At 38.6% G+C, this 26,719-nt stretch carries 24 protein-coding genes; 16 read left to right on the forward strand and 8 right to left on the reverse strand.

Going from position 1 to position 26,719, the window contains the following annotated elements; genetic code table 11:
- The 14 genes from GM698_RS07335 to GM698_RS07400 all read left to right on the forward strand — a co-directional run bounded on the left by GM698_RS07335 (window position 1) and on the right by GM698_RS07400 (window position 14,556).
- Window positions 1–1,236: an NADH:ubiquinone reductase (Na(+)-transporting) subunit B gene (locus tag GM698_RS07335; protein ID WP_159628473.1), complete on the forward strand. Its 1,236-nt coding sequence runs from the start codon at window positions 1–3 to the stop codon at window positions 1,234–1,236.
- Entirely contained in the window at window positions 1,229–2,005 is a 777-nt protein-coding gene (locus GM698_RS07340; protein WP_176807330.1) for a Na(+)-translocating NADH-quinone reductase subunit C, read from the forward strand. The genes GM698_RS07335 and GM698_RS07340 overlap by 8 nt, the downstream gene beginning before the upstream one ends.
- Window positions 2,005–2,631: an NADH:ubiquinone reductase (Na(+)-transporting) subunit D gene (locus GM698_RS07345; RefSeq protein WP_159628471.1), complete on the forward strand. Its 627-nt coding sequence runs from the start codon at window positions 2,005–2,007 to the stop codon at window positions 2,629–2,631. Before GM698_RS07340 ends, GM698_RS07345 begins: the two co-directional genes overlap by 1 nt.
- Window position 2,632: 1 nt before the next feature.
- Window positions 2,633–3,229: an NADH:ubiquinone reductase (Na(+)-transporting) subunit E gene (gene nqrE / locus GM698_RS07350; RefSeq protein WP_176807329.1), complete on the forward strand. Its 597-nt coding sequence runs from the start codon at window positions 2,633–2,635 to the stop codon at window positions 3,227–3,229.
- Window positions 3,230–3,238: 9 nt separating this feature from the next.
- Window positions 3,239–4,468, forward strand: coding sequence for an NADH:ubiquinone reductase (Na(+)-transporting) subunit F (gene nqrF / locus GM698_RS07355; protein WP_176807328.1), 1,230 nt, complete (start codon window positions 3,239–3,241; stop codon window positions 4,466–4,468).
- A 283-nt stretch (window positions 4,469–4,751) separates the two neighbouring features.
- Complete coding sequence (locus GM698_RS07360) at window positions 4,752–5,786, forward strand: FAD:protein FMN transferase (RefSeq protein ID WP_209289178.1); 1,035 nt, start codon at window positions 4,752–4,754, stop codon at window positions 5,784–5,786.
- 12 nt (window positions 5,787–5,798) lie between these two features.
- Window positions 5,799–6,044, forward strand: coding sequence for a (Na+)-NQR maturation NqrM (gene nqrM / locus GM698_RS07365; RefSeq protein WP_176809231.1), 246 nt, complete (start codon window positions 5,799–5,801; stop codon window positions 6,042–6,044).
- A 133-nt stretch (window positions 6,045–6,177) separates the two neighbouring features.
- The gene (gene mnmA / locus GM698_RS07370) at window positions 6,178–7,341 is read left to right on the forward strand and encodes a tRNA 2-thiouridine(34) synthase MnmA (RefSeq protein WP_209289179.1); all 1,164 of its coding nucleotides are present in this window, start codon (window positions 6,178–6,180) and stop codon (window positions 7,339–7,341) included.
- Window positions 7,342–7,448: 107 nt separating this feature from the next.
- Entirely contained in the window at window positions 7,449–8,825 is a 1,377-nt protein-coding gene (gene argH, locus GM698_RS07375) for an argininosuccinate lyase (protein ID WP_209289180.1), read from the forward strand.
- 183 nt (window positions 8,826–9,008) lie between these two features.
- A complete protein-coding gene (locus GM698_RS07380) occupies window positions 9,009–9,914 on the forward strand; it encodes a RodZ domain-containing protein (protein ID WP_209289181.1) in 906 nt (301 codons plus the stop codon).
- Window positions 9,915–10,009: 95 nt separating this feature from the next.
- Complete coding sequence (ispG, locus tag GM698_RS07385) at window positions 10,010–11,119, forward strand: flavodoxin-dependent (E)-4-hydroxy-3-methylbut-2-enyl-diphosphate synthase (protein ID WP_209289182.1); 1,110 nt, start codon at window positions 10,010–10,012, stop codon at window positions 11,117–11,119.
- Window positions 11,120–11,129: 10 nt separating this feature from the next.
- A complete protein-coding gene (hisS, locus tag GM698_RS07390) occupies window positions 11,130–12,401 on the forward strand; it encodes a histidine--tRNA ligase (RefSeq protein ID WP_209289183.1) in 1,272 nt (423 codons plus the stop codon).
- 8 nt (window positions 12,402–12,409) lie between these two features.
- Window positions 12,410–13,030: a tetratricopeptide repeat protein gene (locus GM698_RS07395; RefSeq protein ID WP_176807320.1), complete on the forward strand. Its 621-nt coding sequence runs from the start codon at window positions 12,410–12,412 to the stop codon at window positions 13,028–13,030.
- A 479-nt stretch (window positions 13,031–13,509) separates the two neighbouring features.
- The gene (locus GM698_RS07400) at window positions 13,510–14,556 is read left to right on the forward strand and encodes a hypothetical protein (protein ID WP_209289184.1); all 1,047 of its coding nucleotides are present in this window, start codon (window positions 13,510–13,512) and stop codon (window positions 14,554–14,556) included.
- A gap of 280 nt (window positions 14,557–14,836) precedes the next feature.
- Here GM698_RS07400 and dnaN read toward each other — a convergent pair whose 3' ends face one another.
- The 8 genes from dnaN to ybfE all read right to left on the reverse strand — a co-directional run bounded on the left by dnaN (window position 14,837) and on the right by ybfE (window position 24,037).
- Window positions 14,837–15,940: a DNA polymerase III subunit beta gene (gene dnaN, locus GM698_RS07405; RefSeq protein ID WP_176807318.1), complete on the reverse strand. Its 1,104-nt coding sequence runs from the start codon at window positions 15,938–15,940 to the stop codon at window positions 14,837–14,839.
- A gap of 24 nt (window positions 15,941–15,964) precedes the next feature.
- On the reverse strand, window positions 15,965–17,314 hold the full coding sequence (gene dnaA, locus GM698_RS07410; RefSeq protein WP_176808955.1) for a chromosomal replication initiator protein DnaA: 1,350 nt from the start codon (window positions 17,312–17,314) through the stop codon (window positions 15,965–15,967).
- A 186-nt stretch (window positions 17,315–17,500) separates the two neighbouring features.
- Window positions 17,501–19,348 carry an ABC transporter ATP-binding protein gene (locus GM698_RS07415; RefSeq protein WP_176808954.1) on the reverse strand — a complete coding sequence of 616 codons (1,848 nt, stop codon included), beginning with the start codon at window positions 19,346–19,348 and terminating at the stop codon, window positions 17,501–17,503.
- Window positions 19,349–19,480: 132 nt separating this feature from the next.
- On the reverse strand, window positions 19,481–19,990 hold the full coding sequence (gene luxS / locus GM698_RS07420) for an S-ribosylhomocysteine lyase (protein WP_209289185.1): 510 nt from the start codon (window positions 19,988–19,990) through the stop codon (window positions 19,481–19,483).
- 15 nt (window positions 19,991–20,005) lie between these two features.
- A complete protein-coding gene (locus tag GM698_RS07425) occupies window positions 20,006–22,666 on the reverse strand; it encodes a PqiB family protein (RefSeq protein ID WP_209289186.1) in 2,661 nt (886 codons plus the stop codon).
- Between the two features lie 93 nt (window positions 22,667–22,759).
- Complete coding sequence (fur, locus tag GM698_RS07430; RefSeq protein ID WP_159631149.1) at window positions 22,760–23,200, reverse strand: ferric iron uptake transcriptional regulator; 441 nt, start codon at window positions 23,198–23,200, stop codon at window positions 22,760–22,762.
- Window positions 23,201–23,231: 31 nt separating this feature from the next.
- A complete protein-coding gene (gene fldA / locus GM698_RS07435) occupies window positions 23,232–23,756 on the reverse strand; it encodes a flavodoxin FldA (protein ID WP_176812806.1) in 525 nt (174 codons plus the stop codon).
- A gap of 5 nt (window positions 23,757–23,761) precedes the next feature.
- The gene (ybfE, locus tag GM698_RS07440; RefSeq protein WP_176808951.1) at window positions 23,762–24,037 is read right to left on the reverse strand and encodes a LexA regulated protein; all 276 of its coding nucleotides are present in this window, start codon (window positions 24,035–24,037) and stop codon (window positions 23,762–23,764) included.
- 286 nt (window positions 24,038–24,323) lie between these two features.
- Here ybfE and GM698_RS07445 point away from each other — a divergent pair, with 286 nt between their 5' ends.
- Window positions 24,324–25,310, forward strand: coding sequence for an oxidoreductase (locus GM698_RS07445; protein WP_176812805.1), 987 nt, complete (start codon window positions 24,324–24,326; stop codon window positions 25,308–25,310).
- Between the two features lie 110 nt (window positions 25,311–25,420).
- The gene (locus tag GM698_RS07450; protein WP_176808949.1) at window positions 25,421–26,716 is read left to right on the forward strand and encodes an NCS2 family permease; all 1,296 of its coding nucleotides are present in this window, start codon (window positions 25,421–25,423) and stop codon (window positions 26,714–26,716) included.
- Window positions 26,717–26,719 lie beyond the last annotated feature (3 nt).

The raw sequence follows: 26,719 nt of genomic DNA on the forward strand, positions 1-26,719 counted from the left end.
ATGGGTTTGAAAAATCTTTTTGAAAAAATGGAACCCGCTTTCCATAAAGGGGGAAAGTATGAAAGGTGGTACACACTGTTTGAAGCTGCCTATACGATTTTCTATACCCCAGGTACAGTGACTCGTAAAGATGCTCATGTGCGTGATGCAATTGACTCTAAGCGTATGATGTTAATTGTATGGTTAGCATTATTCCCAGCGATGTTCTACGGGATGTACAATGTAGGGCACCAAGGTATTTTGGCAGCATTAAATTTAGGTACATTAAGTGATTTAATTGCAAATGACTGGCACTATAGTTTTGCAAACAGCTTAGGTTCTGTAACCGATGCAGGTTGGGGAACTAAAATGGTCTTAGGTGCAACTTATTTTCTACCCATTTATTTAACGGTATTTGCAGTGGGTGGTTTTTGGGAAGTTATATTTGCAATGGTGCGTAAGCATGAGATCAACGAAGGTTTCTTCGTAACCTCAATCTTATTAGCATTAATTGTTCCACCAACACTACCGCTTTGGCAAGCAGCTCTCGCAACCACCTTTGGTGTTGTAGTGGCGAAAGAGGTATTTGGTGGTGTAGGTAAAAACTTTATGAACCCAGCACTTGCAGGTCGTGCATTCCTATTCTTTGCTTATCCAGCACAAATTTCTGGTGATGCGGTATGGGTTGCTGCTGACGGCTTCTCTGGTGCAACTGCACTTTCTCAATGGGCAGTTGGTGGTCAAGGTGCATTACAACATATTGCAACAGGCGAAACTATTACTTGGATGGATGCATTTTTAGGTAATATTCCAGGTTCTATAGGTGAAACTTCTACATTAATGCTTATTATTGGTGCTGCAATTATTGTCTTTGCTCGTATTGCTTCTTGGCGAATCATTGCTGGTGTTATGATTGGTATGGCTGCAACATCAACATTATTTAATGTTATTGGCTCTGACACTAACCCATTATTTTCAATGCCTTGGCACTGGCATTTAGTGTTAGGTGGCTTTGCATTAGGTATGTTCTTTATGGCAACCGACCCAGTATCTGCATCTTTTACTAATAAAGGTAAATGGGCATACGGCCTTTTAATTGGCTTTATGTGTGTATTAATTCGTGTGGTAAACCCAGCATATCCAGAAGGTATGATGTTGGCAATTTTATTTGCTAACTTATTTGCCCCAATCTTTGACTACTTAGTAGTTAGAGGGAATATCAAACGTAGATTAGCGAGGGTATCAAACAATGGCTAAATTTAACAAAGATAGCGTTGGCGGAACCATTACCGTTGTTGTTCTGCTTAGTTTAGTTTGTGCTTTAATTGTGGCTGGTTCTGCTGTATTGTTAAAGCCTACTCAAGAAGAACAAAAAGCCCTTGATAAACAAAAAAATATCTTAAGTGTTGCTGGTCTATTACCACAAGATACTAAATCAAGCGAAATTAAAGATATTTATGCAAAAAATATTGAAGCTAAAATTGTTGATTTACAGACAGGCGAATATGTAGAGGGCGTAACTAACTTTGATGCTAAAGCAGCCGCTAAAGATCCTGAACAAAGTGTGAAAATTCAGCCAGAGCAAGATAAAGCTGGCATTCGTACTCGTGCAAAATATGCGGAAGTGTATTTAGTTAAGGATAGTGAGAATAAAGTAAACCAAATTGTACTGCCAATTTACGGTACAGGTTTATGGTCTGTGATGTATGGTTTTGTTTCTGTTGAACCAGATGCTAATACAATTAAAGGGATTACTTTCTACGATCATGGTGAAACACCTGGATTAGGTGGAGAGATTGAAAATCCTCGTTGGCAACAAAACTTTGTTGGTAAAAAATTACAAAATGAGCAAGGTCAATCTGCAATTATTGTGGCTAAAGGTGCTTCAGCTAATAAAGATCACGGTATTGATGGACTATCTGGTGCAACACTAACATCAAAAGGTGTTGATGGTACTTTTAAATATTGGTTCGGAGAAAATGCTTTTGGACCTTATTTAGCAAAATTAAAAGCGAGGGCTAACTAATGGCTGAGAAAAGTAATCTCAAATCGTTATTATTGAATCCAATAGTCAATAGTAACCCGATTGCATTACAGATCTTAGGTATCTGTTCTGCTTTAGCGGTAACAACAAAATTAGAAACAGCCTTTGTAATGGCGATTGCTGTCAGTTTTGTAACAGCTTTCTCAAGTTTCTTTATTGCATTAATCCGTAACTATATTCCAAATAGCATTCGTATTATTGTTCAAATGGCCATTATTGCTTCATTGGTAATTGTAGTCGATCAAATCTTACGTGCTTATGCTTACGGTTTGTCTAAACAGCTCTCAGTATTTGTAGGGCTTATTATTACTAACTGTATCGTAATGGGACGTGCAGAAGCATTTGCAATGAAATCTTCCCCTATGGAAAGTTTTGTTGATGGCATCGGTAATGGTTTAGGTTATGGTGCAATGTTAATTGTTGTAGGTTTCTTCCGTGAATTAATTGGCTCTGGTAAATTGTTTGGTGTAACTATTTTCCAAACGGTGCAAGATGGCGGCTGGTACCAAGCAAATGGTTTATTCTTATTAGCACCAAGTGCGTTCTTTATCATCGGTTTTATTATTTGGGGATTAAGAACGTGGAAACCAGAGCAAGTGGAGAAATAAGATGGAACATTATCTTAGTTTATTAGTGAAGTCCATTTTCGTTGAGAATATGGCACTTGCATTCTTCTTAGGTATGTGTACATTTCTTGCAGTATCTAAAAAAGTTTCAACAGCTTTTGGTTTAGGTATTGCAGTTACTGTTGTACTAGCTATTTCTGTGCCAGCAAACCAATTGGTTTATGAGCATATTTTAAAAGAAGGTGCATTAGTTGAAGGTGTAGATCTCACTTTCCTTAACTTTATTACGTTTATCGGTATTATTGCTGCGATTGTTCAAATTCTAGAAATGGTATTAGATAAATACTTCCCTGCACTTTACTCTGCACTTGGTATTTTCCTTCCCCTTATTGCGGTAAACTGTGCAATCTTTGGTGGTGTATCATTTATGGTACAACGTGAGTACAATTTGGGCGAATCTGTAGTTTACGGGATTGGTGCAGGTCTAGGTTGGATGTTAGCAATCGTTGCACTTGCAGGTTTAACTGAAAAAATGAAATATTCAGATATTCCAGCAGGTCTTCGTGGCTTAGGGATTACTTTTATCTCAGCAGGTTTAATGGCGTTAGGCTTTATGTCGTTTTCAGGCATTCAATTATAGGAGCATATCGTGGATAGTAATTTTATTTTCGGTATTATCGCATTTACTGCTCTGGTATTAGTGCTTGCGGTGATTATCCTTTTAGCTAAATCTAAATTAGTAGATTCTGGCGATATCACAATTTCGATCAACAATGATCCAGAAAAAGACATCACTCTTCCAGCTGGCGGAAAATTACTCGGTGCTTTAGCGAGCAAAGGGATTTTCGTTTCCTCAGCTTGTGGTGGTGGTGGCTCTTGTGGGCAATGTAAAGTGCAAGTGAAATCAGGCGGCGGTGAAATTCTCCCAACTGAGTTATCACACATTTCGAAGAAAGAAGCGAAAGAAGGCTGGCGTTTAGCATGTCAAGTAAACGTGAAATCTTCAATGGATGTTGAACTTCCAGAAGAAATCTTTGGCGTGAAAAAATGGGAATGTACTGTTATTTCTAATGATAACAAAGCAACTTTCATCAAAGAGCTTAAACTTCAAATTCCTGAGGGTGAAGAGGTGCCATTCCGTGCTGGTGGTTATATCCAAATTGAAGCAGAGCCACATACCGTTAATTATAAAGACTTCGATATTCCAAAAGAATACCACGAAGACTGGGATAAATTTAACTTATGGCGTTATGTCTCAAAAGTGGATGAGCATATTATCCGTGCTTACTCAATGGCTTCATACCCAGAGGAGAAAGGTATTATTATGCTAAATGTGCGTATTGCGACACCTCCACCAAAACAGCCTGATGCTCCTCCAGGACAAATGTCTTCATATATTTGGTCATTAAAAGCGGGCGACAAAGTAACAATTTCTGGTCCATTTGGTGAATTCTTCGCCAAAGATACTGATGCAGAAATGGTATTTATTGGTGGTGGCGCAGGTATGGCACCAATGCGTTCGCATATTTTTGACCAATTAAAACGCTTAAAATCTAAACGTAAGATGACCTTCTGGTACGGTGCTCGTTCAGAGCGTGAAATGTTCTATACCGAAGACTTCGATATGCTTCAAGCAGAAAACGATAACTTCAAATGGTATGTAGCACTTTCTGATCCACTACCAGGTGACCGTGAAGACTACTTCCGTGGCTTCATTCACAACGTGCTTTACGAGAACTATCTCAAAAATCACGAAGCCCCTGAAGACTGCGAATATTATATGTGTGGTCCACCAGTGATGAATGCAGCCGTAATCGGTATGCTGAAAAGCTTAGGTGTTGAAGATGAAAACATCTTGTTAGATGATTTCGGCGGCTAATAGGCCTTCGTTTCAATAAACAACAAGCGGTTGATTTTGCAGAGTTTTTTGTAAAATCAACCGCTTGCTATTTCATATTCATATAGGGTAGAAAAATAAAAATTTCGATATCTCAGCTCTTCAAAAAGCCTTTCATTTCACTGAGAGAACCATTAGTCGTATTGAAAAACAGTTTATTTTTGTCGTAAAAAATTTAAATAATTGATTTTACAGAGATATACCGTGCTAATTTAAGTATAGAATATGCTATAATTCTGCCAAATTCTTAAGCCTATTAATCCTCATGAAAAAATTATTTCTTCTATGTACTACTCTTTTTATTTTAACCGCTTGCGGAAAAGCCCCAGAGCAAATCGTCTTGCAAGGCAAAACAATGGGAACGACTTACACAGTCAAATATATTGATAATGGCGAAGTGAAGAACTTAGCTAATCCTGAAAAAGTAAAAAATGAGTTAGATGGTTTATTAGTTGAAGTGAACAACCAAATGTCCACTTACCAACCAGATTCTGAAATTAGCCAATTTAATCAACTCAAAGAAGCGAACCAAGCGGTTGAAATTTCGCAAGATTTTGCAAAAGTAGTGGAAGAGGCTATTCGTTTAAATAAAATGACAGAAGGGGCACTAGATATTACGGTTGGGCCACTAGTAAATTTATGGGGATTTGGACCCGATAAGCGTTTAAACATAGTGCCTTCTGACGAGAAAATTAAAGAATTGTCTAGCTATGTTGGCATTGATAAAATCAACCTAAAAATGGGTGATAAGCCAACGCTGACTAAAACGGTGCCTAATCTTTATTTAGATTTATCTTCTATTGCGAAAGGTTTTGGCGTAGATAAGCTAGCGGAATATCTTGAAAATGCAGGTGTGAGCAACTACTTAGTAGAAATCGGTGGTGAGCTGCGTGGTAAAGGTAAAAATTTAAAAGGATTAGATTGGCGAATTGCAATTGAACAGCCTATAATGGAGCAATCTCAATCTGCACAAATTACAGTGCCTTTACATAATTTAGGTATGGCAACATCGGGTAATTATAGAAATTATTTTGAAGATGAAAGGGGCAACCGCCTTTCACATATTATCGACCCTAAAAAATTAAGCCCAGTGAGTCATAATTTAGCGTCTATAACCGTATTTTCCCCAACGACAATGACAGCAGACGGATTATCAACGGGCTTATTTGTACTAGGCGCAGAAAAAGCCTTGGCACTGGCAGAGCGTGAAAAGTTAGCGATATTTTTAATTATTAAAAATGGTGACAAGTTTGAGTCGCAAATGTCGAGCGAATTTAAAAAATTGATTCAATTACAATAGTTGGAGTGTAAAATGGAAACAGTATTATTAACCTTTGGTTTTTTTATTGCAGTGATTTTTGCAATGTCAATTGGCTTTATTGTGAAAGGTAAAACCATCAAAGGCAGTTGTGGTGGCATTACCGCTTTAGGTATGAAAAAAATGTGCGACTGTGAAGAGCCCTGTGATAACTTAAAATCGAAAATCGCAGACGGCACGGCAGATCCTGAAGAAGTAGCACATTTTAATAAAGAACCACAATTTTACGAAGTGAAGTAATTTATCTTTACACTCTAAATTTTATTATCTATGTATAAGCGGTACGATTTGCAAAATTTTTTGCAAATTTCACCGCTTGCTGCTTTTATAACAAACCAATGTGCTTCGCCTTAACCGAAGTTACGGGAGACTTATGACAACTCAATTAACCTCAAAAACGTATGATATCCATTTCCCTAAACTAACGCCAGAACAGCTTGCTGAAAATGCTAAGAAAAAAGTGATTATTGGTATGTCAGGTGGGGTAGATTCCTCTGTTTCTGCTTTTATTCTTCAACAACAAGGCTATATCGTTGAGGGCTTGTTTATGAAAAATTGGGAAGAAGATGATGACACAGATTACTGCACTGCAGCCGCTGATTTAGCGGATGCTCAAGCTGTGGCTGATAAGCTGGGAATAAAATTGCATAAAATCAATTTTGCAGCGGAATATTGGGACAACGTATTTGAATATTTCTTAGCAGAATATAAAGCAGGACGTACGCCAAATCCTGATATCTTGTGTAACAAAGAGATCAAATTCAAAGCATTTTTGGAATATGCGGCAGAAGATCTTGGTGCAAACTATATCGCCACAGGGCATTACGTTCGCCGTAGTGAGGACGATCAAAACGCAAAATTACTGCGTGGTTTAGATGAAAATAAAGATCAGAGCTATTTTTTATACGCTATCAATAAAAAGCAAGTTGGGCAGAGTTTATTCCCTGTCGGCGAAATTGAAAAGCCGATTGTGCGGGCTATTGCTGAAGATTTGGGCTTGGCAACGGCGAAGAAAAAAGATTCGACTGGAATTTGTTTTATCGGTGAGCGTAAATTTAAAGATTTCTTAGCACGCTACCTGCCAGCTCAACCTGGCGAAATTCGCACGGTGGAGGGGAAAGTGGTTGGTCGCCACGATGGTTTAATGTACCACACACTCGGTCAGCGTAAAGGTTTAGGGATTGGTGGTGTAAAAGGCTTGAGTGAAGATCCGTTTTATGTGGTGGAGAAAGATCTCATCAAGAATGTTCTGGTGGTGGCTCAAGGGCACGATAATTCAGCACTACTTTCAACAGGCTTAATTGCAAAACAACTCACCTGGGTAGATATGCAACCACTGCGTGAAAATTTACGTTGTACTGTGAAAACTCGTTATCGTCAGGCAGATATTGCCTGTGAAATTCAAGTAATTGATGATGAAACTATTCGCGTGGTATTTGATGAGCCGCAAATTGCAGTGACGCCAGGTCAATCAGCCGTGTTTTATTTAGGTGAAGTTTGCCTAGGCGGTGGAATTATTGAAGCACAGCTAAAATAATTTTAATAAATATTGAAATATTTTGCATGTTTATGCAAAATAGCACAAGCAAAAAAGGAAGGCGATAAAGCACCTTTTCATTTTGATAATATAAAAGGAATAGAATTATGGCTCTTTGGGGTGGACGTTTTACACAACAAGCAGATGCAAAATTTAAATATTTTAATGACTCATTACGTTTTGATTATCGCTTAGTCATTCAAGATATTGAAGGGTCAATAGGTTGGGCAAAAGCGATTACATCAGTCGGTATTTTAACGGAAGCAGAGTTAGAACAGCTGATTGCAGCATTGAAAGAAGTGCGTGCGGAGGTGGAGGCTAATTTAACCATCATCTTAAAAGATGATGCAGAAGATATCCACAGCTGGGTTGAATCTAAGTTAATTGAGAAAGTAGGTGATTTAGGTAAAAAATTGCACACTGGGCGTAGCCGTAATGACCAAGTTGCGTTAGACATTAAAATGTGGTGCAAAGTACAAGCAACGGCGTTGCAAGAGCGTATTCGTGCGTTGCAGGAACGTTTAGTTTCCGTGGCGGAAGAGAATCAAAATTCGGTAATGCCTGGCTACACGCACTTGCAACGTGCACAGCCTGTTACCTTTGCCCATTGGTGTATGGCATATTATGAAATGCTTGAGCGTGATTTCAGCCGTTTAAATGATGCGAATAAACGTATGAGCACTTGTCCACTTGGTTCGGGTGCATTAGCGGGAACTGCTTATGGTATTGATCGTGATCTCCTTGCCCGTGATTTAGGCTTTGAAGAAGCGACGCGTAACAGTTTAGATAGCGTGTCAGACCGCGATCATATTTTGGAATTACTTTCAACTGCTGCCATCAGTATGGTGCATTTATCACGTTTTGCCGAAGATTTGATTATTTTCAATAGCGGCGAATCGGGCTTTCTTGAAATGTCTGATCGCGTCACTTCAGGCTCATCACTTATGCCACAGAAGAAAAACCCAGATGCTTGCGAGCTAATTCGTGGTAAATCAGGGCGTGTATTTGGGGCATTAACAGGGCTTTTAACCACTTTAAAAGGTTTACCACTTGCTTATAACAAAGATATGCAAGAAGACAAAGAAGGTATTTTTGATGCCCTTGAAACTTGGCAAGCTTGTTTGGAAATTGCAGAATTAGTGTTGGTTGATATTCAAGTGAATACGGAACGTACTCGTGAAGCCGCACAGCAAGGCTATGCAAATGCAACTGAATTAGCGGATTACCTTGTAGTGAAGGGGGTGCCATTTCGTGAAGCACATCATATTGTGGGGGAAGCCGTGGTTTATGCCATCAGCAAAAAAGAGCCACTTGAGGCATTAAGCATTAGCGAATTCCAACAATTCCACCACACAATTAGCGATGATGTTTATCCTATTCTGTCATTAGAATCCTGCTTAGAAAAACGTTGTGCTAAAGGTGGAGTAAATCCACAGCGTATTGCAGAAGCAATTGCGGCAGCAAAAGCCTCTTTAGCTTCTTAAATTTTCTGAGATACAAGCGGTCATATTTTTAATGAAATTTGCAAAAAATTTTTTAAATATGGCCGATTGTTTGCTAAATTTTTAAGATTTTTGCTCGTTACGATTGCAAAATGGGCATTACCTCTTTAAACTTTCGAGTAATTTTTGAATTTTATTTCCACTATTTTATTTCAAGAGTGTTATATGACCGAATCAGTGAATCCTATTCAGGAGCAGCCTAATTCAGCTCTCACTTTAGGGCAGAAATTAAGAGCAGCTCGTGAGGCATTAAATCTTTCAATTGTAGAAGTAGCTCAAAAAACAAATCTAAAAAAATCACATATTGATTCTATTGAAAATGATATTTTTATTTTAAAAAATGTTGCTCCAACCTTTGTGCGTGGTTATGTACGTAATTATGTGAAATTTTTACGGTTGCCCGAATCATTGGTTTCTTCTGTCAATTATGGTGAGGTAACTATTCCGAAAGAGGTTACAAAAGTTGCTCCTGTACGATCATCGTCTAATTCGCAGGGTAAAGCATTAAAATATTTAACCATATTAGTGCTTTTAGCTGCGTTAGGTATGACACTTTTATGGTGGTGGCAAGGTTATCAAAAAGATCAGGAAAATCGTGAGCAGCTAGTTAATTCAGCACCTATTGCTCAAATTGCGAACGATTTACCAGAGGAATCTAATGCGTTAGTTATTGAACAACCAGTTCAGTCTGAAGAATTGTTACCTGCACAAGAACAAACTGCGGAGCAACCAAAAACTGAAACAGAAATAACGACTGAACCTGCGAATGTTTTGCAAAAAGCAGAAACGATAATAGATGTTGACGTAGCAGAGCCACCAGTAGCGGTAGGCAATGATGAATTACGCATTGAAATTACTGGCTCACAAAGTTGGGTTACGGTAAGAAATGCTAAAAATAAACGTTTAGCGGAGAAGCTTTACAGTAATGGCGAAGTATTAACCTTTAATGAAAATGAGCAATACCGCTTAACCATCGGCGCGCCAGCAAACGTAAAAATTTACTACAAAGGAGAGGAAGTACCGTTAAAAATTGATGGACGTGTTGCTCGTATCCGTTTGCCGTTGCAATAATCTTCTTAAGAATAAAACGCACGTAAATATAACCGTTTCGTCGTTATTTTCTACGAGTGTTTTCTGTTCTACAACTTTTAACTACTAGAAAGAATATGATACATCAATCACCAATTAAACGTCGGGTATCGAAAAAAATTTATGTCGGTAATGTGCCAGTAGGGGGAGATGCCCAGATTTCTGTACAATCAATGACCAATACACGCACCACAGATGTGGAGGCAACAGTAGCTCAAATTAAAGCGTTAGAACGTGTTGGGGCAGACATTGTGCGTGTTTCTGTACCAACAATGGATTCTGCGGAAGCATTTAAAGTGATTAAACAGCAAGTGAATGTGCCGTTGGTTGCGGATATTCATTTTGATTATCGTATTGCGTTAAAAGTGGCGGAATACGGCGTAGATTGCCTGCGTATTAATCCGGGTAATATTGGTAATGAAGAGCGTATTCGTGCGGTAGTTGATTGTGCAAGAGATAAAAATATTCCAATCCGCATTGGCGTTAATGCAGGATCACTTGAGCGTGATTTGCAAGAGAAGTATGGCGAACCTACGCCACAAGCGTTGTTGGAGTCAGCATTACGTCACGTGGATCATCTTGATCGTCTCAATTTTGATCAATTTAAAGTAAGTGTGAAAGCTTCAGATGTGTTCTTAGCGGTTGAATCTTATCGACTGCTTGCAAAACAAATAGATCAGCCGCTACATTTAGGGATCACGGAAGCAGGTGGGGCAAGAGCGGGATCTGTAAAATCTGCGGTTGGGCTAGGCTTGTTATTAGCGGAAGGTATTGGTGATACTTTACGTATTTCTCTGGCTGCCGATCCAGTAGAAGAAATTAAAGTGGGTTTTGATATTTTAAAATCTCTGCGTATCCGCTCACGTGGCATTAACTTTATTGCTTGTCCAACTTGCTCACGCCAAGAAATTGATGTGATTGCAACAGTAAACGAGCTAGAGCAGCGTTTAGAAGATATTATCACCCCGATGGATGTTTCTATTATCGGTTGTGTGGTCAATGGTCCAGGTGAAGCACTGATCTCTGATTTAGGCGTAACGGGCAGTAATAAAATGAGTGGTTTTTATTTAGATGGCGTGCGTCAAAAAGAGCGTTTTGATAATGCAAAATTAATTGACCAACTAGAAGCTAAAATCCGTGCTAGAGTGGCACAACAGAACAACCGTATAGATATTGTAAATAAATAGGAATAAAACTGTGGCAAAAACAATACAAGCAATTCGTGGAATGAACGATTGTTCACCTACTGAGTCTCCATTATGGCAATGGGTTGAAGAAAAAGTACGTCACGTATTAGCCTGTTACGGCTATTCAGAAGTGCGTATGCCAATTGTTGAAAGTACGCCGTTATTTGCTCGTGCGATTGGCGAAGTCACCGATGTGGTATCTAAAGAAATGTACACATTCTGGGATAATGATGAGCAATTAACCCTTCGCCCCGAAGGCACAGCAGGTTGTGTGCGTGCAGCAATTGAGCGTGGCTGGATTTATAATAACGAACAACGCTTGTGGTATATAGGACCAATGTTCCGCCATGAACGCCCACAAAAAGGACGTTATCGCCAATTTCATCAAGCGGGTGTTGAGGTTTTCGGTATTCCTAATCCCGAAATTGATGCAGAATTAATTCTTTTAACTGCTCGCCTTTGGAAAGCGTTGGGCATTGAGCAACACGTTTCGCTTCAACTTAATTCCATTGGTTCATTAGAGGCTCGAGCAAATTATCGGTCGGCATTGGTAAAATTTTTGGAAAATCACACCGCTTTAATGAGTGAGGAAGAGAAAGAGCGTTTAGTAAAAAACCCACTGCGTATTCTCGATACAAAAAATGAAACATTACAAGCAGTGCTAAATGAGGCACCAAAATTGCTTGATTATTTAGATGATGAGAGCCGTGAGCATTTTGCTCAATTATGTGGTTTACTTGATGCAATGGGCATTTGTTACGAAGTCAACCCCAAATTAGTACGTGGGTTAGATTATTACAACAAAACTGTATTTGAATGGGTTACTTCCGCTTTAGGTTCACAAGGTACTGTTTGCGGTGGTGGGCGTTATGATGGTTTAGTTGAGCAGCTTGGCGGACACGCAACACAAGGTGTTGGTTTTGCAATGGGGTTAGAGCGTTTAGTATTGCTTGTGCAAGAAGTGAACAAAAAGATTGATTTACCCAAAGCAGTTGATGTTTATCTTGTTTTCTCGGGCGAAGGCTCAACCGTAAATGCCTTCGAAATTGCAGAACAAATTCGTACTGAAATACCGCAACTGCGTGTAATGAGCCACTGTTCAGGTGGAAAATTCCAAAAACAATTTAAACGTGCAGATAAAATGGAAGCAAAGATTGCCTTAGTAATTGGCGAAAGTGAAGTGGCAGAAAAAAAAGTGGTTATCAAAGACCTACGTTCAGGTTCTGAGCAGATCACGATTGCACAATCAGAACTAATTGCTGAACTTAATAAACGATTTTAGGAGAAAAAATGAGTAACGAATATTTAAATAAAACCGAAGAACAGCAGTTTGAAGATGCCAAAAATTGGTTTAAGGAAAATGGTACCCCTATTTTAGTCGCAATTATTTTAGTTTGTGCAGCCAGTTTGGGGTGGAATTTTTGGAAAAACCATCAGCTTGAAACGGCACAAAAGACTTCCGCATCATATCAGCGTGTGATGGAGAGCTATTTGCAAAATCCAAATAAAAATCAACCGCTTGTAGAAAAGTTTATTGCGGATAATCAAGATTCAAGCTATGCGACTTTTGCACAATTTGAGCAAGCAAAACAGGCGGTCGAAAAAGGCGATTTTTTTGCAGCTAAAGTAGCGTTACAATCTGCTTTAACTCAATCTGATTCTACATTGAAAACTTTGGCTCGTTTTCGTTTAGCACAAGTGGATTACCAATTAAAATCTTACGATGAAGCACTTGCAGGTCTTACTCAGATTCAAGATAAAGCGTGGGAGTTACGTAAGCAAATCCTAATTGGCGATATTCTTGTTGCAAAAGGCGATAAGCCTGCCGCTAAAATGGCTTATGAACAAGCTAGATTAAATGCGGCTCCTCAAGAGCAAACCTTAATTGATGTGCGTTTGAATAATTTATAAAAATAAAGCCTGATTGAAAATAGAAAGTCAATCAGGCTTTTATATTTTTGATGTTGAGGGTTAATTTTTTCATAGAAAAACAAATTTCTTGCCATAGTGGATGATTAGAAACCTAGAATATTGTAATAATTGTTACAAAAGTAGTAAAAACTTATTAAAAAAACTACTATCAAAAAATAAATTTGATTATAATAGAAGCGTAAAGTGAAAAGGAAAGTATTCTCTTTTTTCTATTGATAGTAATTTATTTTGATGGTTTATTTTGCTTGAAGTATTTTTAATTGAAAATTTATTTCAATCAATTTTAAAATTTAAATTCAATCAATCGCTTTTTATTTGGTAAATGTATTGAATTAAGATAACGTTTATCAAATGGCTAGCTCATTTAGTTGGCCTAAGTAAATTAATAAGGTTGCTTTTTGGATAAATAAGTAATCCCTATTTCATATTATTTTATTTATTGGTTATTAGGAGAAAATATGCAACATTCATATACGTCAGCTAGACGACCTTCGTGGCGCGGCATTTTGGCTGGGCTTGTTATGGGCTTAGTTGTTAGCATGGTTATGTTTGCTTTAGCGTTAGTTGTCGGTTCATTCTTGTCATTGGATTTAAGCGGTGCTGGCATTGCTGCAGGCGTTTATGCTGTTATCACAGCTTTAATCAGTGCTTTTGTTGCAGGCTATTTTGCTGTTAAGGCATCAGCACCTGAAGCTTTATTTGGTGATGGCACTGACATCTTACCAAAAGATGCTGCCTTAACGGGTATCTTGACTGCCGCTACTATCATCGTTATCACTACTTTTTCAACTATGAACGGGCTAGGTAACGTTGCTCGTACTGCAGGTTCTGCGATCAATTCGACAGCTAGTGTAACTACGAGTGTTATCAGTTCAAGTTCTATCGGTTCTATTATTTCTGAAGAACTAGAAGAGGCATCTGCTGGAGAATCAGGTAATGTGATTAATATCATTGCCAATAAAGCACAAGAGCTTTATCAACAAGTTACTGGCAACATCAGTCTTGAAGATATTGAACAATGGGTTGCTAAAAACAACGATACATTCTCTAAAGAGCAAATCAGTGCGTCTGCTAATGTGGTAGAAAAAATGGTTAATACCACTAAAAATGAAATCAAAAATATGGACTTTACCAGCATTGAGACTTGGAAAAATCTAGATGATTATGCTAAAAAACGTGCTGCTGAAATTGAGAATGCGTTAACAGGTGATAAAATCATCGTTCAGTTAAAAAATGAAGGTTTAAGCGAAGCTGAAGCTCAGCAAATTCGCAATGAAGCAGTTTCTGCTTATCAAGAATATAAAGCTAAAATTGAGCAAGCTGTTGCTGATGCTAAAGCTAAAGCAGAACAAGCTTTAGCTGCTGCTGAAGAAGCTGCTCGTAAAGCTGCACTATATTCTGGTCTATTTTGGTTGATTAGTACACTATTAACCTTTGTAGCTTGTGTGCTTGGTGCGAAAAAAGCTGCTGCTAACTATCGTTTAGCTCGCCCTTTGGCTCACTAATCAATACGTAGTATCGAAAAGCTATACGTTTTGATCTAAATTGAAAATTTAGGCTATTTTAATTTAAGGACTAAGTTCTGTATTGTACGGGCTTAGTCCTTTTTGTTTTCGCTAGCAGCTGATTGTTATAGTGTTAATGATCCGATTTACTGTTTTGGAGATAACATTGATTTGCTGTTTGAAAGATTAGTTGTATTTAGGCATAAAAAATCTGCACCTTAATCAGTGTTAACTTTTGGGGGCAGATCAAATAGGGGCTTATTATTTAGAGCATCTAGGATTATAGACGCATCGGCATAATTACATATTCTGCAGAGGGGTTATCACAATCTTCAATTAAGCAGCTTGAGCTAGAATCAACTAGGCTGAAGCGTACTCGTTGGCATTTTAAAGTGTTTAGCACGTCTAACACATAGCTTACATTAAAGCCGACTTCCATTTCTGGGCTGTCGTAGGCGACATCAATCATCTCTTCAGCTTCTTCTTGCTCTGGATTATTAGCGGTAATTTTAAGTAAGTTGTTGCTTAGCGTTAAGCGTACGCCTCTAAATTTTTCGTTTGAAAGAATCGCGGCACGCATTAAAGCACGTTTTAAGGTTTCAGTGTCAGCTTCTAAAATACGATCTGCGTTGCGAGGAAGTACTCGGCGGTAGTCTGGAAATCTGCCGTCAATGAGTTTGGAGGTAAATACGATACCATTCATCGTAATACGAATATTGCTTGAACCAATCTCTAAACGTACTTCGTCATTGCTTGCAGACACCAAACGTGAAAGTTCAAGAACGGCTTTTCGTGGCACAATAACGGAATGGGTTAAAAGCTCCTGGTTTAACACCATAGTACAAACAGCTAAACGATGTCCGTCTGTTGCTATTGTGCGTAACAAGTTACCTTCGGTTTCAAACTTCATACCGTTTAAGAAATATCGGGCGTCTTGGTTTGCCATTGAAAATTGGGTTGCATCAATAAGTCGTGCAAGAGTAGATTGCTCAATAGAAAAATCGACTTCAGGGCTCCAATCCATTAAATTTGGATAGTCGCTGGCAGGCAAAGTAGCTAGGCTAAATTTACTACGACCTGCTTTGATGAGGGCTTTATCTTCTTCAAATTCAACTGAAATCACGCTGTCATCAGGCAAACTTTTGCTGATATCTAAGAATTTTTTTGCTGGAATGGTAAATTTTCCAGCAAAATCGACCGCTTGTAGTAGCTGAGCTTGGGTGGTCAATTCAACTTCTAAATCTGTTCCTGTTAAGGATAAACGATCGCCTTCAATTCTTAACAAAATATTGTTAATGACTGGCAAAGTTGGGCGGCTGCTCAATACGCTGCATACTTGTTGTAAAGGTTTAAGTAACTGGTCTCTAGTAATCGTAATTTGCATAATCATTCCTTTATTCTTAACGGCTTAAGATGATAATTTACGAGTTAAATTAATATAATCTTCTTGGATGCCACTTTCAGTATCACGTAATTCATTAATCGTTTTGCAGGCGTGTAGCACAGTTGTGTGATCTCGTCCGCCAAATTCTCTGCCAATTTCAGGCAAGCTATGATTAGTAAGCTCTTTTGCTAATGCCATCGCCATTTGGCGAGGGCGGGCAACGCTTCTCGCACGGCTTTTCGATTTAATATCTGCCACTTTAATGCCATAATATTCCGCTACAATTCGCTGAATATTTTCAAGCGTAATTAAGTAATCGAATGAGGCGAATAGATCTTGTAAGGTTTCACGTACGGCATCAACAGTAATTGGGCGGAGTGTGAGTTTTTGCCACGCAATGACACGGTTTAATGCACCTTCTAATTCACGCACATTCGTACGGAGTTTTTGCCCCATCAAATAAGCGGCCTCTTCTTGCAAATCTGCACCTCGTTCTAAGGCTTTTTGGCGAAGAATGGCTACTCGGGTTTCTAATTCAGGTGGCTCAATCGTGGCACTAATACCGCCACTTAAACGAGATTTAATCGCCGTGTCAATTTTATCAATATTTTTAGGTAATATATCAGAAGTCAGAATAATCTGTTTTTTCTGTTCAAATAGTGCATTTAATAGATGTAAAAACTCTTCTTGAACTTTTGGCTTATTTGCTAGGAATTGAATATCATCAATCATTAATACATTTAGTGAACGATAGAACTTCTTAATTTTTTCCGCATCACTATTGGAGCTATTAATTGCTTTAATAATATCTCGATAAAAACGCTCAAGATGGATATATAGCACACGAATGGTTGGATTGCGTTTGATTAACTCATTACCAATCGCGTGTAATAAGTGGGTTTTGCCTAAGCCTGTGCCCGCATAGAAAGAGAGTGGATTGCAATGGCTTTCACCTAAATTATCTACCACTTGTTGAGCCACCAATTTCGCTAGTTGGTTGGAGCGGCCTTGTACAAAATTATCAAAAGTTTGATGCGGATTTAAGCCTGTTTTAAAGCCCGTATTGGCAAATTCTGATGGTGCGTTTTGAGTACCAAGTTGGGGTTTTGGTTGCTCGGTGGGCTTAATACCCACTTTTAGCGTAACAGCTAAATTATCATTTTTAGCTAAAAAGCGAGCAAGATCGGTAATTTCGGATAAAAATTTGTCTTTAACCCAATTTTCAACAAATTGATTTTGAGCATAAAGCGTGAGTTCTCCATTGTCAGAACTGGCCTGTAGAGGACGTAGCCAAGTGCTGTAGTCGGTTGGCGATACTTTCGTTTGTAAGTGATTAAGGCAATCAGACCAAAGGGAAGACACAATTTGCTCCAAAATTATTGTTATGAATGGCGTAATGATACCTGAAAAAAGGGGAGAAATCTTGCAAATTTTTGATAGTTTCGGTGTAAGTTTTAAGGTGATTTTAATTGGTAAGCAAGCGGTCATTTTTGCTGAAAAATTTGCAAATGTTACACTAAAAATGACCGCTTGATCTTAAAAAGAGTATGAGATCCGGACTTAGATATCCGTGTGCTCTGGCAAGAACCCGCCACTTTGGTGAGCCCAAAGTCGGGCGTAAACGCCGTTGTGGGCAAGTAGCTCTTCGTGCGTGCCTTGTTCGACAATTTCGCCTTTATCTAGCACAATTAATCTGTCCATCGCCATAATGGTGGAGAGGCGGTGAGCAATTGCTACGACCGTTTTGCCTTCCATCAGCTTAGCTAAATTTTCTTGAATAGCCACTTCCACTTCGGAATCTAAGGCACTGGTTGCCTCATCTAGTAATAGAATGGGGGCATCTTTGAGCATTACACGGGCGATGGCAATGCGTTGGCGTTGTCCGCCCGAGAGCTTAACGCCTCGCTCGCCGACGTGGGCATCAAACCCTGTTCTACCTTTGGCATCTTGAAGGTTGGGAATAAATTCGCTGGCGGCAGCTTGTTCTACAGCGTTGATCATTTCTGCTTCCGTTGCGGTTGGGCGACCATACATTAAGTTTTCACGCACAGATCGGTGGAGTAGAGAAGTGTCTTGTGTAACCAAACCAATTTGTGAGCGGAGGCTTTCTTGCGTGATGTCTCGAATATTCTGCCCGTCAATTGTAATTGAGCCGCCTTGAATATCGTAAAAACGCAGTAATAAGTTAGTTAGCGTTGATTTACCTGCTCCACTGCGACCGACTAAGCCCACTTTTTCACCTGGTTTAATGGTTAAGTTAAAATCTTTCAGTAATGGTTTTTTTACATCGTAGGCAAAATCGACATTCTCAAATTTAATTTCGCCTTTCGTTACATTTAATGGCTGGGCATTTTCTTTATCTACGACATTATGTTGCTTAGAAAGTGTCATCATACCATCTTGCACGGTACCTAAATTTTCAAATAGACGGGCAAATTCCCACATAATCCATTGTGATAAACCTTTGATTCGTAGTGCTAAAGCAGTTGAGGTGGCAATTGCCCCTGCCGTTACAACACTTGAGCCCCAAAGCCATAAACCGATACCTGCGGTTGAAATGATTAACGCCATAGAGGTGAGGTTGGTGATCGTTTCAATGACGGTAACCAAACGCATTTGTTTATGCACGGTAACCATAAATTCTTCCATTGACTCTTTTGCGTAGGCGGATTCACGGTTACCGTGAGAGAATAATTTTACGGTTGCGATGTTTGAGTAAGCGTCGGTAATTCTTCCTGTCATAAGGCTTCGAGCATCAGATTGCTCTTGGGCAGCTTGAGCAAGTTTGGGTACAAAATAGATAATAGTTGCGCCAAGTGAGATAACCCATAAGATGAACGGCACAAATAGCCAGCCATCTAGCTGCAATAAAATCACACTTGAGGTAGTAAAATAAACGAGTACATAAACAAGCATATCTGCACAAGTCATCATTACGTCACGCACGGAGAGTGCGGTCTGCATTACTTTTGCAGATACCCTGCCAGCAAATTCATCTTGATAGAAACCTAAACTTTGTCCTAACATTAAGCGATGAAAATTCCAACGTAAACGCATTGGGAAAACCCCTTGCAAAGATTGGAAGCGAATGCTGCTGGCGAGATAAACGAACACAACGGCAAGTATTGCAATAAAAAACATTCCTATGATTGTCCAACCTTTTTCTGCCCAGAGCTCAGATGGGGAATATGTGTTGATCCAATCAACTAAATCGCCCATAAATTGAAACAAAATAGCTTCAATAACGCCAACTGCTGCCACAAAGATTGTCAGAATTAAAATATAAATCCGCATACCTTTTGTAGCATCAAAAATGAAGGGAATTAAGCCTGATTTTGGCGTTTGTGGCATTTCATTGGGGTAGGTTTCCACCCTTGCCTCAAACCATCTAAAGAGTTTTTCAAACATAAATTAATGATTTCCAAATATAAAAAGTAGGGGTAAATGGCGATTTACCCCTTAATTTGTTGATTTTGCAATGTTGTGAGTAAATTTGACCGCTTGTATAGCCTGATGTGCTATTCGATCAACATCACAGAACTATAGGTTTAGTAATTTTTCATCTAATGCCAAATCTTCGTTGTGGTTAATTCCGATGCCTGTATTTAAAACATTACGCGCAATATTATGAGCTTCTTCCAATGAATGTTCTTTGTAAGATCCACATTGGTATTCATTAAGTTCTGGAATGGCAGATACATCTGGAATTTTGTTTAATACATCGTTCATTGATGCTTCCCACGCATTCGCGACTTCTTGTGCTGAAGGCGTACCAATTAGCGACATATAAAAACCAGTGCGACAGCCCATTGGTGAAATATCAATAATCTCTACGCTTTTGCTATTTAGGTGATCTCGCATAAATCCTGCAAAAAGGTGCTCCATTGTGTGAATACCTCGTACAGGCAGAATATCAATATTCGGACGGCAGAAGCGTAAATCAAATACGGTAATGGTGTCGCCTTTTGGTGTTGTCATCGTTTTGGCAACACGTACGGTAGGGGCATTCATTTTAGTATGATCAACTTTAAAACTATCTAATAAAGGCATTTTTCACTCCATATATTATTCTGCAATTCCTTGCTCCCAGGTTAGGGCATCTTCAGGACGTTTGCGTTGTAATAAAAATCTTTTGTTTGCGTGGGCTTGAGGTTGTACCACTTTAGTGTAAGGGGTTGAGAACTCAATTCCACCGTTTAATAATTGCGACATTGTGCCAGAATTCATACTTACACCTTGTAGGCTGATATCCATTGTATATCCTGAGGCCTGCCAGAATTGGGTATTAGTTCTAACTAAGTGTTTGTATTTATTGTTAATTTTAAGATGAATTAACACTCTGTCATTGAGTTCGCTTAAGCCTAAATGGCTTACAATACCCACTTGCATACCACGATAAAGTACGGGGGCTTCTGGTTGAATACCGTTTGCATTGCTGGCTTCCACAATAATTGGGAAGCCATTTGTATAAGTCGTTTTAACGGTATCGGTTTGTGATAACTCAAAATGGTGTTGAGTTTTGCCTGAGCCTGCATCAACCGTAATATAGTTTTGTAATGTAGCATCTAAGTTTTTAAAACCTGTTGTGCTGATTTCTGGTGAAACCACACTGAATGTTGCACCCGCTTTAGCGATTGATGGATAATATTTTCCTTGAATGTAAGCGGTCGCTTTTATCTGTTTTTTTGCATTTTGCAATTCCAGTTTTTCAATTTGACCGACTGTTAAGCCCATATATTTAATGCTCATACCTTCACTGAGTTTGCTACCATCTTTAGCAATTAACGTGATGTAGGTATTGCCTGAAGTGGCTTTTTCTTTCGTTGCATAAAGGGTTTTATTGCCTTTTAGACCACCATTATCAAAGCTAATAGCCCCTTTTAATGTTCGCATTAACGGTGTTGCAGTAATGTTCACCCCTTTTAGTGACACATCAACATTAGTTGCAGGCTCAATCCAGAAGCGGCTTGTTTCGGTTAATAAATTACGATAATTGGGTTCAATAAAGAGTTCAACATCAAAGTGATTTTGCTTAGGCGTGACTTTTAATACTTCGCCGACTTGAAAATCACGATAAAGTACAACTGAACTTTCAGTAATGCCCGATAACGATTCAGCAGAAAGGGTAACCGTTGCTTTTTTATTTAAGGCTGAAATACCAGATTCCGCACTTTCTATATCTTTATATAAGGGGTATTGCTTTTTAGGTGAGCCCTCGCTTTTACCATTAACTAAACGAACACCGCCTTTTAACCAATCAGATGGAGAGCCAGCGTGTATGCGTAACCCCTCTAAACTGACAGACATATCAATATTGGAGATCGCTATAAATTTACTGCTATTTCCGATTAGATTGCGATAAGGCGGATAAATGATCGCATCAAAACGAATGTTATCTAAATCTAATGAGCGTTTAACAATTTCTCCAATTTGCACATCGCTATAGTAAATACCTTGATTTACATCAACCCCGTAGGCTTGTGGAGCAATCAGGCTAAAATTTAATAAATTGGGTAGGCTTAATAAATAATCAGCTTCAGTTTGTATCGTAAACTCAGATTGAGTTTCCCCACTGCCAGGTTGAATATCAAAATAAACGCCACGTAGTAGTTCACCCATTTTAGTGAGTTGTTCCGTATTGAGTGAAAATTTAGGCTCTTTGAGTAAAATTTTAGTTTTTGAGCGAAGCAAGTTCTCATAGCTTGGGGAAATTAATAAAACACCATCAATTAATTTATGTTGCTCTAAATTTTGCTGAGGTAATTCATTATCGACTATTTCAGGCAATTTGAGCTGAGATAGTATGCCAATTTGCATATTTTGGTAGAACACCGCGGTTTCATTGACTTTTAAATTAGGCAAAAGCGGCACTTTAACTTTGATTTCAATCCCTCTCTTAGCTGATTTTAAATCTGGATATAGCTCAAATTTTTGCCCTTGCTTAGCGGTTTCCATATTATCAGGAGAATCAAAGGCAACAGCTCCTTGCACTATAGAAGCAAGACTATCCATATGAATTTGAATACCTTGTAGATTTAGATCGGCATTAATACCACTAATATTCCAGAAACGACTCTCTTTTTTGACTAAATTGGCATATTTTTTCTGGATGATGACATCAATTTCAATTTTTTTCTGATCTTTGGTAAAGCGGTAGTCTGCAATATTTCCCACAGGCACTTTGCGGAAATAAACATTTGCCCCGACATTAATTGAGCCAATATCATCAGAGACCAAATGAATGAGTAGATCCCCATCACTTACTGGCACTGCAGGTGGGTCTTCTTCGGCAATAAATTCATCGGCAGATTCACCTTCACCAGGCAAGAGCGTAATATAATTACCCGAAACGATAGCATCTAGTCCCGATACTCCAGCTAATGAGGCTGTTGGTTGAACTAGCCAAAACTTGGTATCTTGGCGTAATAGACTTCTTGCCTCGGCGTTGATTTCAGCTAAAACCTCAACTTCTCTTAAGTTATCAACAAAATAAACGCGTTTTACTCGCCCGATTTCTAAACCTTGATAGCGAACAACGGTTTTTCCAGCAATAATCCCATTACCTTTGGCAAATCGGATTGAGATTGTTTCACCCTGTTCTTTTAAAATTTGGAAAAAAAGTAAGGCACCAATAATAAAAGCAACAATCGGCAAGATCCAAAAAGGCGATATTTTGCGAGGCTGCCTAATTTTGGCATCCATTACATTCTGTGTTTGTTTTTCCATCATACTATTAAATTAGCGAAACCTATATAGAACAATACCGAAGCCCCAACAAGAGGACTTCGGTAATAGTATAATCAAGTTAAATAAGAACTTTTATTTTTTCTCATCACAGTTGGTCAAATTGCTACATTTACCGTAGAGATATAAGCTATGGTTAGTTAATTCCATTCCGTGCTTTTCACTAATTTCACGTTGGCGACGCTCCATATCAGGATCTTTAAATTCAAATACTTTACCGCAATCCATACAGATGATGTGATCGTGTTCGTGGTTCATATTTAATTCAAATACCGCTTTGTTTGCATCGAAATTATGACGAGTTAAAATACCCACTTCTTCAAATTGGTTTAATACACGATAAACAGTTGCCAAACCAATATCTGAGCCTTTTTCTAACAGGATTTTATAAATATCTTCCGCTGCAAAATGCTGCATTTCATCACGGATATCTTGCATTAATGCAAGGATAGTCAAGCGAGGCTCGGTAACTTTTAAGCCAACCTCTTTTAAACGTTTAATATTTACTTCAGACATATCTGCCACCTAATTATCTTTACCTAAAACCTTATGCAAGTTGGTCTAAGCACATTTCTTCTTTTAGCTGTGCACACCATTTATTGACTCGATCAGCTGTTAATTCTGGTTGTCTATCTTCATCAATACAAAGACCGACGAAAGTCGTATTATCAACTAATGCTTGAGAGACTTCAAAGTTATAGCCTTCAGTTGGCCAGTGTCCGACAATAACCGCACCGTTTGGCTCAATAACATCACGTACTGTGCCCATTGCATCACAGAAATATTCTGCGTAATCTTCCTGATCTCCACAACCGAAAATGGCGACAACTTTACCGTTAAAATCAATTTCTTTCAATGTTGGCATAAAATCGTCCCAATCTGCTTGAGATTCGCCATAATACCAAGTTGGGATACCAAACATCAGAAAATCGTATGCTTCAATATCTTCTTTTGTACTTTTAGCAATATCAAGAATATCAATTAATTCAGCACCTAAATTTTTCTGAATCATTTTAGAAATATTTTCTGTATTGCCAGTATCGCTACCGTAAAATAAACCTACAACTGCCATTTCTATTACCTATTTTTGATATAATTATTTAGAATTATTTCAATTAACTGCCCGCGTGAAACCCCTTGTTTAGCCGCCTGCTCCTCTAAAAATTTGACTAAATCCGAATGCAATTTTAATTCAACTCGTTTTAAGCCCGAAGATTTATCTCGTTTTAGCTGGTTACGTTTATTGATTCGAATTTGTTGTTCTCTGTCTAGAGGATTAGTGCGAGGACGCCCAATTTTTGGTACAGTCGCAAACAGATCTAATGTGATACAATCTGAATCTTGTTTTGCCATTTCTTTATATATCAGGCTTTTAGCTTCCATTTGATGAGAATGAGAAGCTACTTCTCAAAAGTACGAACTATATCAAAAATCCAAACACTTGAAAAGTAAATCAATTGGAAAACAAGCGGTGTTTTTTCGGAAAAAATTTGCAAAACTTATCAAAAATCTGACCGCTTGTAGATTTTATGACGAGTAATTTCATTTTTTGGGGATTAAGCTAGAATAGGCGGTGATTATTTTATCCTTCCTTAAATTAGCATATAATGCCCATAAAATAGATGTAAAAGGAAAGAAAATGTCAAATATTCATTTAGCCATTGCCAGCGATTTCACTCTTGCCGAGAAATTATTGGAGGCGTTAGAGCATAAAAATGTCGCGATTGAGAAAATTTCAGCGGTGGAGTTAGAGCCGTTTGGTGAAGAGCAGAATTTACGTTTAGGGGCAAAAGCAATCGCACAATATGCGTTAGATGAGGTGAACTGGGCAGAATTTACCCATATTTTATTTGCTGGCAAAATGGCTCAAGCGGAGGTGTTGGCGGAAGCTGTTAAAGCAGGCTGTGTGATTTTAGATTTGTACGGTATTACGGCATTAATTAGTGATGTGCCTGTTGTTGTGCCGAGTGTAAATGATGAAAATGTAGTAAATTTGCGTGAAAGAAATATTATCGCCCTTGCTAATCCACAAGTTTCTCAACTTGCATTAGCGTTAAAGCCGTTACTTGCTCAGCCGTTAAATCGAGTATTTGTGACCTCTTTGTTGCCTGCAGCGTATTTTGGCGATGAGAAAGTCAAAGAGTTAGCTGGGCAAACAGCTCGGTTATTAAATGGTATTCCCTTTGGCGAAAATGCAGAGCGTATTGCTTTTGATGTTGTGCCAGCTAATGTGCAAGGAGAGGAAAAAAATCTACCGTTTTCTAAAGCCTTTGAGTTACAACTTGCAAAAGTGTTACCAAATTTGACCGCTTGTACCACCTTCCATTGTGTTCAAGTGCCAGTCTTTTATGGCGTATCACAAATGGTGTCAATACAATCTGAATATCAATTGGATGCAGAAAATATAAGTGCTGAATGGAAAGCGGCAGATTGGATTCATTTTAATGAAAATTCGGTTATGACTGCGGTAGAATACGGCGAAAATGAAGAGCGAAATGCGTTGGAAATTAGCCAGTTATTAGCGAAATCAGAACAAGAAATTCAGTTTTGGTCTGTGGCTGATGAGCAGCGTTTCAGCCTCGCATTTTTATCTATTGAACTATTAAAATTAGTTTTAGAGTATTAATTGCTTGCCAAAGCATTCATTCCGTGATAAAAATTGACAACGCCCGAGCAACCGATTGCTCGGGCGTTGTCATTTCTCAACTCAACTTTATATTAAGTTCCGAAGGTCTTATGTTAGAAAAATTATTTCAGCTTAATGCAAAAGGCAGTAATGCTAAAACCGAAATTATTGCAGGTATTACTACCTTTTTCACAATGGTTTACATTGTTTTCGTTAATCCATCTATTTTAGGCGTGGCAGGAATGGATACCCAAGTGGTATTCGTAACAACCTGCTTAATTGCTGCATTTGGTACTATTGCTATGGGGTTGTTTAGCAACTTGCCAATTGCACTGGCACCCGCAATGGGGTTAAACGCCTTTTTTGCTTTCGTTGTTGTGCAAAAGCTTGGTTATTCTTGGCAAGTTGGTATGGGGGCTATTTTCTTAGGCTCTGTGGGCTTATTCCTATTAACTGTATTGCAAGTTCGCTACTGGTTTATGTCTGCGATTCCGCTTGGTTTGCGAGTAGGAATTGGTGCAGGTATCGGCTTATTTATTGCTTTAATTGGCTTTAAAAATATGGGATTAGTTGTGCCAAATCAAGATACCTTAGTTGCACTGGGCAATTTACACGATCCAAAAGTGTTAATGGGTATTTTAGGCTTTTTCATCATCGTGATCTTGGCAGCAAAAGGTATTCACTCAGGTGTGTTGGTTTCTATTGTTGTCGTTACAACATTGGCATTAATATTTGATCCTGCCATAACCTTTAATGGTATTGTTTCTATACCACCAAGTTTAGGGGCGGTTGTAGGTCAGGTAGATATTGCGGGGGCTTTTGATATTGCCTTACTAGGCATTATTTTTTCCTTTATGTTAGTTAACTTATTTGACTCATCAGGAACACTGATTGCAGTTACTACTAAGGCGGGCTTTGCCGATGAGCAAGGACGTTTCCCAAAAATGAAGCAAGCTCTATTAGTCGATAGCACCGCCGCAATGGCAGGTTCTTATATGGGAACATCTGCAATTTCGACGTATATTGAAAGTGGTTCTGGCGTTTCTGTTGGCGGACGTACAGGTTTAACCGCAGTGGTTGTTGGTATTTTATTTTTACTCACTATTTTCTTTTCACCATTAGCAGGCTTGGTGCCAGCTTACGCAACGGCTGGAGCATTAGTATTTGTTGGCATTTTAATGGCATCAAGTTTAATTGAGGTGAAATGGGACGACTTAACTGAAGCAACGCCTGCATTCATTACGACAGCTATGATGCCATTTACATACTCAATTACTGAAGGCATTGCATTTGGTTTTATTAGTTATTGTGTGATGAAGGCATTTACTGGTCGTTGGAAAGAAATCACTCCTTCTGTATTGGTGGTTTCGTTACTCTTTATTATTAAATTTATTTGGGTTGATTAATCC

The organism is Mannheimia sp. ZY171111, from assembly GCF_017750945.1.
In the GTDB taxonomy this organism is placed as follows: Bacteria; Pseudomonadota; Gammaproteobacteria; order Enterobacterales; family Pasteurellaceae; genus Mannheimia; species Mannheimia pernigra.

Excerpts from the sequence above, each read along its gene's own strand:
- dnaN (WP_176807318.1), bottom strand. The coding sequence starts at position 15,940 with ATGCAAATTACGATTACTAGAGACCAGTTACTTAAACCTTTACAACAA.
- luxS (WP_209289185.1), bottom strand. The coding sequence starts at position 19,990 with ATGCCTTTATTAGATAGTTTTAAAGTTGATCATACTAAAATGAATGCC.
- ispG (WP_209289182.1), top strand. The coding sequence starts at position 10,010 with ATGATACATCAATCACCAATTAAACGTCGGGTATCGAAAAAAATTTAT.
- GM698_RS07380 (WP_209289181.1), top strand. The coding sequence starts at position 9,009 with ATGACCGAATCAGTGAATCCTATTCAGGAGCAGCCTAATTCAGCTCTC.
- GM698_RS07450 (WP_176808949.1), top strand. The coding sequence starts at position 25,421 with ATGTTAGAAAAATTATTTCAGCTTAATGCAAAAGGCAGTAATGCTAAA.
- GM698_RS07400 (WP_209289184.1), top strand. The coding sequence starts at position 13,510 with ATGCAACATTCATATACGTCAGCTAGACGACCTTCGTGGCGCGGCATT.
- argH (WP_209289180.1), top strand. The coding sequence starts at position 7,449 with ATGGCTCTTTGGGGTGGACGTTTTACACAACAAGCAGATGCAAAATTT.
- nqrM (WP_176809231.1), top strand. The coding sequence starts at position 5,799 with ATGGAAACAGTATTATTAACCTTTGGTTTTTTTATTGCAGTGATTTTT.
- GM698_RS07425 (WP_209289186.1), bottom strand. The coding sequence starts at position 22,666 with ATGGAAAAACAAACACAGAATGTAATGGATGCCAAAATTAGGCAGCCT.
- GM698_RS07415 (WP_176808954.1), bottom strand. The coding sequence starts at position 19,348 with ATGTTTGAAAAACTCTTTAGATGGTTTGAGGCAAGGGTGGAAACCTAC.
- ybfE (WP_176808951.1), bottom strand. The coding sequence starts at position 24,037 with ATGGCAAAACAAGATTCAGATTGTATCACATTAGATCTGTTTGCGACT.
- GM698_RS07445 (WP_176812805.1), top strand. The coding sequence starts at position 24,324 with ATGTCAAATATTCATTTAGCCATTGCCAGCGATTTCACTCTTGCCGAG.
- GM698_RS07345 (WP_159628471.1), top strand. The coding sequence starts at position 2,005 with ATGGCTGAGAAAAGTAATCTCAAATCGTTATTATTGAATCCAATAGTC.
- fldA (WP_176812806.1), bottom strand. The coding sequence starts at position 23,756 with ATGGCAGTTGTAGGTTTATTTTACGGTAGCGATACTGGCAATACAGAA.
- GM698_RS07340 (WP_176807330.1), top strand. The coding sequence starts at position 1,229 with ATGGCTAAATTTAACAAAGATAGCGTTGGCGGAACCATTACCGTTGTT.
- nqrE (WP_176807329.1), top strand. The coding sequence starts at position 2,633 with ATGGAACATTATCTTAGTTTATTAGTGAAGTCCATTTTCGTTGAGAAT.
- GM698_RS07395 (WP_176807320.1), top strand. The coding sequence starts at position 12,410 with ATGAGTAACGAATATTTAAATAAAACCGAAGAACAGCAGTTTGAAGAT.
- GM698_RS07360 (WP_209289178.1), top strand. The coding sequence starts at position 4,752 with ATGAAAAAATTATTTCTTCTATGTACTACTCTTTTTATTTTAACCGCT.
- mnmA (WP_209289179.1), top strand. The coding sequence starts at position 6,178 with ATGACAACTCAATTAACCTCAAAAACGTATGATATCCATTTCCCTAAA.
- GM698_RS07335 (WP_159628473.1), top strand. The coding sequence starts at position 1 with ATGGGTTTGAAAAATCTTTTTGAAAAAATGGAACCCGCTTTCCATAAA.
- fur (WP_159631149.1), bottom strand. The coding sequence starts at position 23,200 with ATGTCTGAAGTAAATATTAAACGTTTAAAAGAGGTTGGCTTAAAAGTT.